Below are 12,599 nucleotides of genomic sequence, written 5' to 3' on the forward strand. Positions count from 1 at the left end.
GAGATCTCTCAATGTCAGCGGAAATCAAAGATCGCGCACACAAAGGCGAAGCCCGTTGTCCGGGCGCGCCGACGACCCAGGAAATCATCGCCTCCGACAAGGTCGGCGCGCCGCGCTGGGTGCGCTCCGAGTCCTACGCCTTCATGGGCGATGAGGACATTCCCAAGGATCGCTACATCGATGCGGACTACGCGAAACGGGAAATGGAAAACCTGTGGCCGCGCACCTGGCAGTTCGCCTGCCGCGAGGAACACATCCCCGAAGTCGGCGACTACCACGTCTACGACATCGGTCGGCACTCGTTCATCGTCACGCGCGTCGCGAAGAACGACATCCGCGCGTACTACAACGCCTGCCTCCATCGCGGCACCAAGCTGCGCGCGTCCGGCACCGAAGGCAATGCGCGCGAGTTCAAGTGCAGCTTCCATGGCTGGAGCTGGAACATCGACGGCTCGCACAAGGAAGCCGTGTGCGACTGGGATTTCCCGCACGTCGATTCGAAGAAGTTCTCGCTGCCGCAGGCGAAGGTCGAAACGCTCGGCGGCTTCGTGTTCATCAACATGGATCCGAATGCACCGACGCTCGCCGAATACCTTGGCCCCGAAGCGCTGGCACACTTCAAGGCCTGGAAACTCGAAGACCGCTACATCTACCTGCACGTCGCCAAGCGCCTGCCCTGCAACTGGAAGCTCGCCATCGAAGCGTTCATGGAGGCGTATCACGTCATCGTCACGCATCCGCAGGTGGCGGTGTCGAACGGCGACGCGAATTCGCAGTACGACACGTACGGCGAGCACGTGAACCGCTTCATCTCGCCGCTCGGCGTGCTGAGCCCGCACCTGTACGGCAAGCACACGGAAGAGGACATCCTCAAGCAGTTCACGATCGGCGACAGCAGCGCACTCGGCAATTCAGAGCGCTCGCTGAACGGCGGCAGCGCGCGGCAGGTGATGGCCGACATGTTCCGCGGCATGTTCGAGAAGGCGACCAACACCGATCTCAGCAGCGTGTCGGATTCCGAACTGCTGGATTGCTACTCGTACACGGTGTTTCCGAACACCTTCGTGTTCCCCGGCATCTCGCTGCCGATGGTGTATCGCTTCCGGCCTGATCCGCAGGATCATCGCAAGTCGCTCTACGAAGTGCTGTTCATGCGCCCCGTACCCGTCGACGGCAATCGTCCGATGCCGGCCGAACCGATCCGGCTCGCCGATCATCAATCGTTCTGCGAAGCGCAGGGCATGGATCCGGGCTTCGGCAACATCCTCGATCAGGACACGGACAACCTGATCCTGCAGCAGGAAGGTCTCGAAGCGAGTGCGAAGCCGGGCATCACGCTCGGCAACTACCAGGAAATCCGCATCCGTCACTTCGAGAAGACGGTCGACAGGTACATGAAGTAGTGTCTTCCTGAGTCTTCCTCTCCTCCGCTTGCGGGGGAGGGCAGGGTGGGGGCGCGTGAAAGTGCCTCCGTTCTTGAAGACGCCCCCATCCCAACCTTCCCCCGCTTCGCGGAGGAAGGGGCCGGAATCGAAACGGTCAAAGACAGGTTCTCCCGAGTGTCCAATTTCGTGCGCGTACTGCAGGCCGCCGAGCTGCCGGCAGGCTCCAAGAAGGCAGTCGAAGTCGCCGGCAAGTGGATCCTTCTCTGCAACACCGATAACCGTCTATTCGCCGTCTCCAACATCTGCTCGCACGCCGAGGAGAAACTCGACTGCGGTCGCATGGGACGCACCTGGATCGCCTGTCCGCTGCACGGCGCGCGCTTCGAACTCGCCACGGGCCGCGCGATGAATCCGCCGGCGACGAAGCCGATCGCGACGTATGAAGTGCGCACGGTGGACGGATGGATCGAGGTCGGAATTCTTCCTGTAGGTCAGGCTTCAGCCTGACTCCGGAGAAGTCAGGCTGAAGCCTGACCTACAGTCGGAGTCGGGCGGCGACTGTGGCTGACCCGGGCATTGCCCGTCTCTGCAATGCCCGATCCGGGCCTCGGGCGGGTGGCTAAGATCCGGTCATGTGCCGTGGCGGACGAAGCCTCGCTGCCCCAGCCCGGAGGATCCCATGATCGACATCAAAGCGATGAAGGACGAGGCCAGGAAGTACATCCGTTACGAGAAGGACAAGGCAACCAGGATCGCGACCCTGACCTTCGATCGCCCGCAGGCACTGAATGCCACGACCGCCGGGATGCGGCAGGTCTACGCCGAGTACATCTTCAAGGCCAACATCGACGACGACGTGAAGGTGCTGGTCATCCGCGGCGAAGGCGAACACTTCGGCTCGGGCGGCGATCTGCCCGAACAGGCCGAGATGCTGTCGGCGACCAGCAAGGACGTCTCGCTGCTGCACGAGTTCGGCATCGACGATCCCGATGTGAAATATCCGCCGAAGGACACGTTCCGTTTCCTGCACGGCCTGACCGATCACTACGCCAAGGCGCCGGCCGGCAACCGTCCGCTGCAGGAGTTCAAGAAGATCAGCATCCTCGAGGCAAAGGGTTACTGCTACGGCTGGCACTTCTACCAGGCCGCCGATGCCGATCTGGTCGTGTCATCCGACGAGGCGCTGTTCGGTCATCCCGCGTTCCGCTATGCCGGCTGGGGTCCGCGTCTGTGGACCTGGATCGACACGATCGGCCTGCGAAAATTCCAGGAGATGCTGTTCACCGGCCGGCCGTTCACCGCGAAGGAAATGTACGAGTGCAATTTCCTCAACAGCGTCGTGCCGCGCGACAAGCTCGAAGCGGAGACGGCGAAGTACGCGCTGGCCTGCTCGCGCTCGCGTCCGACCGATGTCGTCGCCGTGCAGAAGACCTTCATCGAGCTCTACAAGCAGCACCGCGGTGAATACCTGGGCAGCCTGCTCACCGGCTTCGTCGAAGGCATGCTGCCGATGATGAAGAACGACAGCAGCGACGACGTGCAGCTCGGCGATGAGGTGTTCGGCAAGGGACTGAACAACGTCGTCAAGGACAAGGACATGGAGTATCCGCCGGAGTGGCGGATGGGCCGGTCGAACCGGAAGAAGCCGTGAGACGAAGAGCTGGAGCGAAGAGGGAGAGTAGCCGCCAGATCGGAAGAGAATGGCCGCAAAAGGCGCAAAAGGCGCAAATGGGAAAAACAAGGGATTTCTGACTTTGCGCTTTTTTTGCGGCCATTTTCCTATTCGCCGCTTCGTGGTTGATCAAATCGGGAGAATGTCGTCATGTCATTCGAATTGAACAGGCAGCTTGCCGCGAAGCGCGATCCGCTGCCGACGACCGCGATCGTTGATCCGGTGACGGCGAGCATCATCCGCGGCGCGTTCGAAACCGTGTGCTTCGAAGCAGCGACCCATCTCGGGCGCTCGGCGACCTCGCCGATCATCAATCAGTCGAACGAACGCAACGGCAGCATCATCGATGCGCATGGGCGGCTCGCGGCAGTGTCGGTCGGCACGCCGCATCTGGTGTTCATCTCGCAGCTCACGGTGCGTTACGGCCTGCAGTTCAAGCAGGACTATGACTGGGGTCCGGGCGATGTCTTCCTCGGCAACGATCCGGATTACGGCGGCGGCCATCTGCCGGACTACAACGTCTACGCGCCCGTGTACGACGACAAGGGCGAACTCGTGCTGGTGCAGGCGCTGCAGGCTCATCAGGGCGACACGGGCGGCAAGGATCCGGGAGGTTTCACGCTCGAAGCGACGGACATCTTCACCGAAGGCCTGGCGATTCCCTGTCTCAAGCTCGTACATCGCGGCGAGAAGCGTCGCGACGTCATCAAGCTGCTGGAGCGCAACAACCGCTTCCCGTCGTTCGCGGGCGATCTCGCCGCGATGATCGGCGCCGTGCAGCACTGCGTGAAGCTGCTGCAGGACATCGTCCGCAAATGGGGCGCCGAACGCGTCAAGGCGGCGATCAACTACAACATCGACCACACCGAAAAGCGCTTCCGCGAGGAAGTCGCGAAATGGCCGGACGGCCGGTACGAAGCAGATGTCTTCATCGACCACGACACGCTCGGCACCAAGGACGTGAAGGTCCACGTCGCCTGCACGATCACGGGCGACAAGCTCACTGTCGATCTTACCGGCACTGACGATCGTCCCGAATTGGTCGGCGTGTGGAACACGTTCGCCAACAGCCGCGGCTACGCGATGACGCAGCTCGCCTCGATGATCGATCCGACCATCATCAAGAACGAAGGCCTGTTCCACGCCTGCGAGATCATCATTCCCGAGAACACCATCGTGCATCCGCCGATCAACAAGCCGGCGGCGCTGGGCTCGTTCCATCCGGCGTGCGAGATCATCGAGGCCATCTGCGTCGCGCTGTCGGACGTAGTGCCCGAGCGCTGCAATCCGCAGGTCTACAAGATCGGCATGCCGAACGCCGTCATCGGCTTCGACAAGCGCGGACAGATGTGGATGGACCAGGGCGTCGACGCACGCTCGATGGATGCCTCGGCGGTGCAGGGCATCGACGGCTGGGGTGCGTCATGCGTGGGCCTCGGCAACCTGCTGCTGTCCGAAGCGGAGGATGCGGAAAGCCGCTTCCCGATCATCAACATCAGCCGCGAAATGACCATCGATTCCGGTGGTGCCGGTCGCTGGCGCGGATTGCCGGGCAGTCTGAATGTGAAAAAGGTGCTCGAACCGACGTTCGCGATGGCATGGATGGTGTCGGCGGATCATCCGTTGCGCGGCCTGCGCGGCGGCGACGATGCCAGTCCATATTCGAGCCGCTTCGAAGTCGGCACGCCCAATGAGTACAAGGTGGGATTGTCGGCGCGCGCGCAACTGCCCGCTGGCGCGGTGATCGCCTACCAGCATGGCGGCGGCGCGGGTTTCGAACCGGCGTTGCTGCGCGATCCGGAAGCGGTGAAGGAAGACGTGCTGGATGAAATCGTCAGCCTCGCAGCAGCGAAGGAGAAATACGGCGTCGTGCTGACGGGCTCGCTGGAGGACTACGACCTGACGGTCGATATCGCGGCGACGGAAGCGCTGCGAGCGACGATGAGGTCGCCAAGGGCGGCATGAGTTTGTCTTTCCCTCCTCCGCGAAGCGGGGAGGAGGCGAGCGAAGCGCGCCGGAGATCCCCCGGCGAGGGGAGAGGGCAGGGTGGGGGCGCGCGCAGCGCTCTGTTTCCTAGGACCCCCCATCCCAACCTTCCCCCGCTTCGCGGGGGAAGGGGTCCGAGAGGAGGAAGAGTGAAGTATCGCGTAGGCATCGACATCGGCGGCACGTTCACGGACTTCGCCCTGCTGAAGGGTTCGGAAGTCGTGCTGCACAAGAATCTGAGCACGCCGGAGGATCGTTCCATCGGCGTCATGAACGGCCTGCGCAAGCTGGCCGAGATCGAGCAGCTGACGCTCGGCGATTTCCTCGGCCAGTGCGATTCCATCGTGCACGGCACGACCATCGCCGACAACACGCTCATCGAAATGAACGGCGCCGTCACCGGGCTGATCACCACCGAAGGCTTCCGCGACGAACTCGAATACCGTCGCGGCTACAAGGAAGACATCTGGGACGTGCGGCTCGAACCGCCGCAGCAGATCGCGCCGCGTCGCCGCCGGCTCACCGTGCCGGAACGTGTCCTGTTCGATGGCACCGTGTACAAGCCGCTCGACGAAAGCGCGGTGCGCGAGTGCTGTCGCAAGCTGAAGAAGCAGAACGTCGAATCGGTCGCGATCTCGCTGCTCTTCTCCTTCGTCAATCCGGTACACGAGAAGCGCGCGGCCGAGATCGTCGCCGAGGAAATGCCGGGCGTGCACATCTCCCGCTCCTATGAAGTGCTGCCGCGCGCGCCGGAATACGACCGCACCAGCACCACGGTCGTGAATGCGTACGTCGGACCGCGCGTGACGTCCTATCTTGAGAAGCTGGTCGAACGCCTCAAGCAGGCCGGCTATCGCAACCAGCTCATGGTCATGCAGGCCAGCGGCGGCGTGATGACCAGGGAGTACATGGAAGGCTCGCCGATCCGCGTGCTGGCTTCCGGTCCTGCGGGCGGTGTCGTCGGCTCGGCGCACGTGGGCACGGCGAAGGGTTATCCGAATCTCCTGTGTGTCGACATGGGTGGCACGTCCTACGACATGTCGGTCGTGCTCAACGGCACGGCGCCGGCAGAGGCCGGCTGGAACATGCATCACCGCTATCTCATCGGCGTACCGATGGTGAAGGTGGAAACGCTCGGCGCCGGCGGCGGCTCGATCTGTCACGCCAACAGCGGCGCGCTCGAAGTGGGTCCGGCCTCGGCCGGCGCAGCGCCTGGGCCGATCTGTTATGGCCGCGGCGGCACGCAGCCGACAGTGACCGATGCCCTGCTGATGATGGGCATCCTCTCGGCCGATACGGATTTCGCAGGCGGCAGCTTCTCGCTGAGCCGTCAGGGCGTCGATGAAGCCTTCCAGAAACTCGGCAACGACCTGGGTGTGAGTGCGGAGCAGGCGGCATTCGATTGCTGGCGCGTCGTGAACGCGAACATGACGCAGGCCGTGCGCCGCACGGTGGCGGGCAAGGGCATCGATCCGAAAGACATGGTGATGCTCGCATACGGCGGCAACGGTCCCGTCTTCGCAGCCGTGCAGGCCGAAGATCTCGGCATCGACAAGGTGCTGGTGCCGAAGGCCTCGCCGACCTTCTCCGCGCTCGGCACGCTGGTCGCCAATCCGAGCATCGACGAGGAGCGCTCCTACATCGCGCCGGCGAATGCGCTCGACACCGACAAGCTCAACAGCCTCTGGACCGATCTGGAGAAGCGCGCCGCGAAGTACTTCCAGGACGCGGGCTTCGCGCCCGACAAGTTGACCGCGCACTACCAGATGAAGATGCGTTACCCCGGCCAGAACTGGGCGCTCGCCTTCGATGTGAAAACCAATCGCGGGCTGCACGATCTGGCGTTCGTCGACGGCGGACTCGGCGCGCGCGCCATCGAAGCGTTCAATGCGCGCCACATGGAAGAGTTCGGCCACATCCGCGAGGGCGAGATGCCGGAAGTCACCGGCGTGCGCCTGGTCACGCAGATCGATACGCCTTCGCCCAGTGTGGCCAGAGGCTTCACTGCGCCGGTCAGGCGCGCGCAGGCCACGCGGCAGCGCCGCGCGAATCTGGGCCGCGGCTTCCAGCCGACCGACATCATCAGCTCCGCCGAGCTCGAACCCGGCAGCGAGGTCGTCGGCCCCGCCATCATCGAAGAAACCTTCACGACCATCGTCGTCTATCCGGGCTGGAAGGCGCGCGTCGACGATGCGCGCGACTACGAGCTGACGCGGGCCTGATGACCAGCCGTCGGGAACTGCGGCTGCACCGCGTTCCCGACCGGTGGGCGAGTGAAGTGTCCGGCGTCAGCCCTCCCTCTCGGCTCTGCCGCTGAGCCGCGGAAATGTCAGCGAGAAGCCCGTACGGCGCGCGTCTTTGCGCCGTTCAGGCTGACTACGACGGCTTGTGCTGGTGCCGTGTCGGAACCTTCGAATGTGAACGTGACATCGAAGCCGTCGACCGGCGAAAAGAACTTCTGCGGTGATTCCGCAAGGATCTCCGTCTCCGGCGTCCCGGCCAGGGTCGCGTAGACCCGCGACCCACGCAGTGTGATGGCCAGCATTCGTCCATCGCCGATGGAGTAAGCACCTGCGATTCGATCGAGCTGCCCTTTCTCCAACGTGACGGCGACTCGTTTCGTGGGGGATTTGTTGGCCGCCGGCAGCACATGCCTGAATGCCGCAGGCACGAGATCGGGCCAGTAGGACACGTGGGTCGCGTCCGCGTAGACGACATTTACGACGTCGAACGTCGATGTTCCGCCACTCAACGCTTTCGCCATCCGATCGGCGTTACCGACGATGCTCGATTCATACTGGCCCGCAGCGATGAACACTCGACGACCTCGTCCGCGATCAGCAACGGCTTGCATCGCCGAGGTGATGTTCGGATCAGCCCCGGTCGACGGGCTTGCAATGACGAAACCAGCGAAGGACTCGGGGCTGTTCGCCAGAACGTTCGCAGTGAACAGCCCACCCAACGAATGCCCTAGCAGAATGGCGTTGTCAGGATCGAGCGGAAAACGGCTTTCGAGGAACGGCCGCAGCTCGCGGATAACGAATTTCGCGAAGGCTTCGCCGCCACCGCCTATGTTCACGCCATCGGTCGAAACCGGCCGATGCAGCAAGTCGTGATTTCGATGCTGATCACCCGGCGGATAGCTCAGAGATACGACATACGCGGGCGCCATCGATCCCGACCACGACATCACCTGTCCGATCGGTCCTGCGATTCCGAAGCCACCGTCGAGGGCGTAGATGGCGGGCAATTTCTTCCCGGCTTCGACGAACGGGCCCGAGGGCGCGCTCACTAGGACGACGAAGTCACGTTCGAGACTCTGCGAGTGCAGGACAAGCTCGCGCGTGTCCGGCTGCGTATACGCCTCTTCGCGCACGACAGTGACAGCCGCGCCGGACGTCTGCGTGATCGAAAACGCGACGCTCGGCAGCACGAATGACGCCAATACCCTGGCGATCCCTTGCATATGCACTCCGCTCTGATCAGGGTCGGAGTTTCTACTACATATGAAGTAGAGTCAACTCATTGTGTAGTGAGTGCGGCTTCGCGGTCCGAGGTCGACTGCGCCGCGAGACCCATGAGTCTGCAACTCACTTTTCGTGCCGATGCCGACGCCTCCGAGATCCACCGGTCCTTGCACGCGACATTCATGCAGGATCAAACATTTCCGGCGAGAACAGGGGACGAAGCTCGACAGTGCAGTCCATCATCACGGGGCACTTCCTCGCCCACTCCAGCGCTTCTTCGACGGATTGGACCTCCCAGAGCGCGAAACCCACGACCACTTCCTTCGTCTCGGTAAATGGCCCGTCGGTGACCGTGAGGTTCTTGCCTGTGTACCGTAGGTGTTTGGCGAAGCTGGTCGGCATGAGTCCGCCGTATATCTGGTCTTTCAAAATGCCGGCGGCGATGAGCGCTTCGTTGTACTCGTGCATCGCGTTGATCGCCTCCGGCGTGGGCGGAGCCAGCTTTTCGGCGTTTTCGGTCATTTTCGTCAACAGCATGACTTTCATCGAACATCTCACGGTGGCGGTGGGATTCGGCTTCAAGGACGCCTGAGAGATTCCCGGGCCGACATCCGGTCGTCAAAACTGTCTGTCTGAACAAGCAGCATCGACCAGCGCATCATCGACGGCTATCTCGCCGGCGTTGCGCCGGAGAAGCTGGCCAGCGCCACCCAGAAGCGGGGTGGGAACTTCAATGGGAAGATTCTGGAGCTGGGGCTGTAGGCGTCGTCATCCGCCGCGCCCTCTCGTCATCCCCGCGAAGGCGGGGATCCATTCTTCAGCGCCAGAAACAGGTTCCCGCCTGCGCGGGAACGACAAGGCTACAGCATGTCGCCCAGACTCGATCCGAGCGTGGTGTTCGGCACCACGATCGGCACGCCGCCGCTCAGCAGCATCAGCACGTAGGCGAAGCGGCTCATGCGCTTGTTGCCGTCGGTGAAGGCCTGCGTGGTGACGATCGAGCCGAGCACGTAGAGCGCCAGGTCATACCAGCGGTTGTCACCCGCGGCCGGCATGGCGGAGGTGGACAGGTCGCTGATGATTTCATTCAGCACCTTCACGCCGCCGACGTTCGACGGGTACTTCTGCTGCATGGCCACGTTGGTCCAGCCGCGGTAGGCCGGTGCGATCGGCACCAGCGTCTGCCACACACCCATGAGCAGGGACGTATCGGTGCCGAGCGGGAATGTGCCATCGAACTTGCTGTGGCGTAACAGCATGCGCGTGAACGCCGTCGTATCGCCGTGCACGCCGTGCGACAGCCAGGCGAGTCCCTTGGCCTGGTTCACGAGGTTCGCCGGCTTCGCGGGAACCGCCGGTGCTCCCGGCTTCGGCGCGGTGGGTGCGGGTGCCTGGTAGTAGTTCGCTTCCGGTTCGGCGCTCGCCTGCAGGCTCAGATACAGCAGGCCATTGCCCGCCTTGCCCTTGAGGCCGTTCGCATAGGCGGCGCGCTGGTCCATCTTCTTGATGTCGAAATCCATCAGGCCTTCGATGGCGGTGAAGAAGGTCGCCAGTCCCGCATCGTCCGGGAATCGCAGCACCGTCGGGTTGCCGACATTGGCGCTGGTGCCGAACTGCCAGAAACCGCCGGCGCCCATGCAGCGCAGGTTCTCGGTGAAGGCATTGTCGAGCGCGGTCGCGGCGGGCTGCAGCCCCACGTAGCGGCTGTATTCGCGGAAGATGGGCCGCGTCCGCATCATGGTCTTGAACTGGTTGCGATCGAGCGAGACTGCGCCGGTCTGGGGAGTGTAGACAGGCTTTTTCTTGAAGAAGGACATGCAGGTCGCCCTCGGCTGGCAGCGATTTGGAGTTGGTATGCGCCGGATGCTGCGGAAAAGTCGCAGCACGGACTGCAAACTGTGTCTCAAAAGGACCCTGTCGGGATGGCTGACAAGCGGTCGCTCCCCGGTTGCTGCCGCCTCCTCTGTGGGGCCGGCTTCAGCCGGCAACGGCACTGCATTAAGCGCCAAAGGATTGAGATGAGATCGAATCGAGCGTCCCTTCCTCCGCGTAGCGGGGGAAGGACAGGATGGGGGTGTCGAGTCAAGCAGCGCAGTTTGCGTTGATGCCCCCACCCTAACCCTCCCCCGCTTCGCGGAGGAGGGGATCAGACCAGAGGCGCGCAACGCAGAAAACCATTAATGCAGTCGCGTGGCCGTTGCGCGTGTAGTTGTAGTCGATGCTGCCGCTGCGCTGCTGCGCCTCGGTGATCGAGACGTTGAAATCGAAATTGAAATCGCTGCTGTGCGCCGACGCCCAGGGAAAGGTCCAGCCCATCCGCTGCCTGTAGGACTGCAGCTTCGACAGCGGCGCCCGCGACACGGCGGTGAGGCTTACATCGTGATTCGCGAGATGCACGGCGATGCCGTTGAAGCCATCCGCGATGCCCGAGCACGATGGACATCCCGCCTGGTAGTCGGGCCCGAACATGAAGTGATAGACGAGCAGTTGCGAGCGGCCCTGGAACAGGTCGGCGAGCGACGCCTGTCCCGCATCGGTATCGAAGCGATAGTCCTTCTCGACCCGGACCCAGGGCAGCGCCTCGCGTTGCCGGGCCAGTTCGTCGCTGCGTCGGGTCAGTTCCTTTTCCGCCTCGAGCAGATTCAGCCGCGCGGCCAGCCATTGTTCGCGCGTCGCAGTCTGATGTGTAGTCATCGTCTCACTCCAGCAGTGGATGGGTCGTGAGATAAATTAGGAGCGAAGGCGCGCCAGGTGGGAGTGACAAGTGTGACGGGATTCGGATGGATTCGCTGATCACGGCGGCAGCACGCGCGCTGGCCGTCGGCGATCCGCTCGGGGCATTGAAGCGGGTGGCATTGCGCAGCGATGCGCCGGCGCTCGCGCTGCGCGGCATCGCGATGGCGCAGCTCGGCGATTTCGGGCGCGCGAAGGCGCTGATGCGCAGCGCAATCCGTGCGTTCGGTCCGCGCGAACCGGTGGCGCGCGCCCGCTGCATCGTCGCGGAAGCAGAGATCGCCTTCGCTTCGCGCGACCTGGGCTGGCCGGAGAAGGCGCTGGACGCCGCACAGGCCACGCTCGAATCCCACGGCGATCGCGTGAACGTCGCGCATGCGCGCTATCTCGCGATTCGCCGCCTGTTGCTGCTCGGGCGTCTGGAGGAGGCGCAGCAGCGACTGGCGCAACTGGATGTCGAACCGTTGCCGCCGGCGCTCGCCGCTTTTCATGAACTGGTCGTGGCGGGCATGGCGATGCGACGCCTGCAGGCGAAGTCGGCGCGTGCCGCGCTGGCCCGCGCACGGAACGCTGCGCGTCGCGCCGCCATTCCGGCGCTGATGGCGGAAGTCGAGAGTGCGGTGTCGATCGTGGATGCGCCGGCCGCGCGCCTGATGACGCGCGGCGCGCAGCGGCCGATCGTGCTCGACGAAGTCGAGACGCTGCTGGAGTCGAAGGCGCTGATCGTGGACGCGTGCCGCCATGTCGTGCGCGAACGGCGCAACGTCGTTGCGCTGGCGAAGCGGCCGGTGCTGTTCGTGCTCGCGCGCGTGCTGGCCGAGGCGTGGCCGAACGACGTGCTGCGCGAAACACTGGTGGCACGCACCTTCAGGGTGAAGCACGTCGACGAGTCGTATCGCGCGCGCCTGCGCGTCGAGATCGGCCGGCTGCGCCGGGCGTTGCGCGGCATCGCAGGCATCGATGCCACGCCCGGCGGTTTCGTGCTGACACCGCAGCGTGCGCGCGAGGTCGTCGTGCTGGCGCGTCCCGTCGAAGAAGAACATGCGAACGTGCTTGCCCTGCTTGCGGACGGCGAGTCATGGTCGAGTTCAGCGCTGGCGCTGGCATTGGGAACGAGCCAGCGGACCGTGCAGCGCTCGCTCGATGCGCTCGCTGCTGCGGACAAGGTGCAGTGCTTCGGCCGCGGTCGCGCGCGTCGCTGGACGACACCGCCGCTGCCGGGATTCGCGACGACTTTGTTACTCCCGGCGCCGCTGCCGGGATGATTAGTCTTGTTTCCTGCTTTTGTAGGTCAGGCTTCAGCCTGACTCTTCAGAGGCCGGCTAAAGCCGGCCCCACAGCAGGAAAGAAGCCAGT

The 12,599-nt window shown here is 63.7% G+C and carries 9 protein-coding genes and 1 pseudogene; 6 read left to right on the forward strand and 4 right to left on the reverse strand.

All coding sequences use genetic code 11. The features are described 5' to 3' along the window. Nucleotides 1-11: 11 nt before the first annotated feature. The 5 genes from V7D81_RS03745 to V7D81_RS03765 all read left to right on the forward strand — a co-directional run bounded on the left by V7D81_RS03745 (nt 12) and on the right by V7D81_RS03765 (nt 7,265). On the forward strand, nt 12-1,403 hold the full coding sequence (locus V7D81_RS03745; RefSeq protein ID WP_324314590.1) for an aromatic ring-hydroxylating oxygenase subunit alpha: 1,392 nt from the start codon (nt 12-14) through the stop codon (nt 1,401-1,403). A 156-nt stretch (nt 1,404-1,559) separates the two neighbouring features. Further along, complete coding sequence (locus V7D81_RS03750; RefSeq protein WP_324314591.1) at nt 1,560-1,892, forward strand: Rieske (2Fe-2S) protein; 333 nt, start codon at nt 1,560-1,562, stop codon at nt 1,890-1,892. Between the two features lie 172 nt (nt 1,893-2,064). Beyond that, nucleotides 2,065-3,036 (forward strand): enoyl-CoA hydratase/isomerase family protein, encoded by a 972-nt coding sequence (locus tag V7D81_RS03755; protein WP_324314592.1) that lies wholly within the window; start codon nt 2,065-2,067, stop codon nt 3,034-3,036. Between the two features lie 171 nt (nt 3,037-3,207). Next, nucleotides 3,208-5,022 (forward strand): hydantoinase B/oxoprolinase family protein, encoded by a 1,815-nt coding sequence (locus V7D81_RS03760; protein ID WP_324314594.1) that lies wholly within the window; start codon nt 3,208-3,210, stop codon nt 5,020-5,022. Nucleotides 5,023-5,192: 170 nt separating this feature from the next. Then, entirely contained in the window at nt 5,193-7,265 is a 2,073-nt protein-coding gene (locus V7D81_RS03765) for a hydantoinase/oxoprolinase family protein (RefSeq protein WP_324314595.1), read from the forward strand. Between the two features lie 107 nt (nt 7,266-7,372). Here V7D81_RS03765 and V7D81_RS03770 read toward each other — a convergent pair whose 3' ends face one another. From V7D81_RS03770 to V7D81_RS03785, 4 genes and pseudogenes are all read right to left on the reverse strand, one after another. Then, nucleotides 7,373-8,509 (reverse strand): alpha/beta hydrolase, encoded by a 1,137-nt coding sequence (locus tag V7D81_RS03770; protein ID WP_324314596.1) that lies wholly within the window; start codon nt 8,507-8,509, stop codon nt 7,373-7,375. Between the two features lie 181 nt (nt 8,510-8,690). Next, the gene (locus tag V7D81_RS03775; RefSeq protein ID WP_324314597.1) at nt 8,691-9,056 is read right to left on the reverse strand and encodes a YciI family protein; all 366 of its coding nucleotides are present in this window, start codon (nt 9,054-9,056) and stop codon (nt 8,691-8,693) included. Nucleotides 9,057-9,370: 314 nt separating this feature from the next. After that, nucleotides 9,371-10,327 (reverse strand): hypothetical protein, encoded by a 957-nt coding sequence (locus tag V7D81_RS03780; protein WP_324314599.1) that lies wholly within the window; start codon nt 10,325-10,327, stop codon nt 9,371-9,373. A gap of 361 nt (nt 10,328-10,688) precedes the next feature. Next, nucleotides 10,689-11,204: pseudogene (locus V7D81_RS03785) on the reverse strand (DUF899 domain-containing protein); the annotation flags it as partial. 86 nt (nt 11,205-11,290) lie between these two features. Here V7D81_RS03785 and V7D81_RS03790 point away from each other — a divergent pair. Next, nucleotides 11,291-12,508 (forward strand): hypothetical protein, encoded by a 1,218-nt coding sequence (locus V7D81_RS03790; protein ID WP_324314602.1) that lies wholly within the window; start codon nt 11,291-11,293, stop codon nt 12,506-12,508. Nucleotides 12,509-12,599: the final 91 nt, after the last annotated feature.

It is taken from the genome of Povalibacter sp., from assembly GCF_036735925.1.
Lineage (GTDB): Bacteria > Pseudomonadota > Gammaproteobacteria > Steroidobacterales > Steroidobacteraceae > Steroidobacter.